The sequence below is a fragment of the Microbacterium sp. B24 genome (assembly GCF_000333415.1).
Classification (GTDB): Bacteria; Actinomycetota; Actinomycetes; order Actinomycetales; family Microbacteriaceae; genus Microbacterium.
Genome location: NZ_BADB01000467.1, coordinates 1 through 1,458 on the forward strand (window position 1 = coordinate 1; position 1,458 = coordinate 1,458).

Below are 1,458 nucleotides of genomic sequence, written 5' to 3' on the forward strand. Positions count from 1 at the left end.
CGATGTGTGCTCGCAGACCTCGACGGGTCGTCTACGCCGGTCCGGGCGCTCTCCCGTATGCCGTCGACAGTCTGAATGCCGCCGCCGCCTCGCGACGTCTGGGGTACATCACCACCAACGCGTCGCGCCGCGATGCCGTCGTGGCGGAGCACCTCCGCGATCTCGGACTGACATCGACACGTGCCGAAGACGTGGTGACCAGTCCGCAGGCTGCGATGCGGTTGCTACGTGGGCGGGTAGCTCCGGGTTCGACGATCCTCGTCGTCGGGGGAGACGGACTCGTGTTCGAGATCGAGAAGGCGGGCTATGTCGTGACCCGCAGCGCCGACGACGCGCCCGCTGCCGTCGTCCAGGGGTTCGCACCCCAGGTGGGGTGGGAGCAGCTCGCCGAGGCTGCATACGCCCTGGCCACACCGGAGGAATCCGGTGGCATCCCATGGATCGCGACGAACACGGATTGGACGATCCCCCAGGCACGCGGGATCGCGCCGGGCAACGGCACGCTCGTTTCCGCCGTGCACACGGCCGTCGGCCGGCTTGCCGTCGTCGCCGGCAAGCCCGAGCGTCCGATCTTCGATGAGGCGGTCGACCGCTTCGGTGCGCACAAGGCGCTCTTCATCGGCGACCGGCTCGACACCGACATCGCCGGCGCTCAGGCAGCCGGCCTCGCCTCGGTGCTGGTACTGACCGGGATCGACCGTCCGAAACACGTGCTCGCCGCTCCGCCGACGTCGCGGCCCACGTTCATCCTCGGAGACCTGCGTGAGCTGCACGAGGAGTATCCCGAGACCGTCGTGCGGGGAGATGTCACCTCGGTGCGAGATGCGGCCGTGCGCGTCGACAATGCCGACATCCACATCGTGTCGGAGGGATCGCGCCCGATCGATCTCGTTCGTGCCGGCGCCGCAGCAATCTGGTCCACCGGACGCGCCATCTACGGTTTCCGCGTGCCCGAGCGTCTCTACGCCGATCCCTTCCACCGCCCGTGAGGTCGCATCGGCACTGACCGTCCTGAGGTTGTCAACCCCTCCGCACCACGAGGGTCTGCAACGTAGCCTCATCGTACGTTTCGTTCGAGGAGGATGCATGTCCGGAGTGAAGTTCTGGCTCACCGCGGCGATCGCCGGTGGCGTCGGCTATGTGCTGGGCGCCCGCGCGGGTCGTGCACGGTACCGCGAGATCAGTGCAGCGGCGAAGCACTTGTGGGATGACCCGTCGTTGAAGAAGGCCCGCGCGCGTTCCCGGAAGCTCGTGGACAAGGCGGCCAAGCGAGCAGCGAAGAAGCTGGGCGTCTGAGGCGCGTTCGGCGGTCACTGCCACCCGAAGGTGTTGAACCACTCTGCGCGCGCTGCGGACTCGGTGACGTCGTCGGCGCCGCGGAATCGGTCGTGGACAGCGATGCGGCCATCGACGAGAGGCACGAAAGCATGACTCTAGAGGATCCCCGGGACCGAGCTC

1 protein-coding gene and 1 pseudogene are annotated in these 1,458 nt (G+C 67.8%); both read left to right on the forward strand.

Annotation, left to right across the window (positions count from 1 at the left end):
* Positions 1 to 6: 6 nt before the first annotated feature.
* Positions 7 to 989: pseudogene (locus I5I_RS13745) on the forward strand (HAD-IIA family hydrolase).
* 97 nt (positions 990 to 1,086) lie between these two features.
* Entirely contained in the window at positions 1,087 to 1,296 is a 210-nt protein-coding gene (locus I5I_RS13750; RefSeq protein WP_051039639.1) for a hypothetical protein, read from the forward strand.
* Positions 1,297 to 1,458 lie beyond the last annotated feature (162 nt).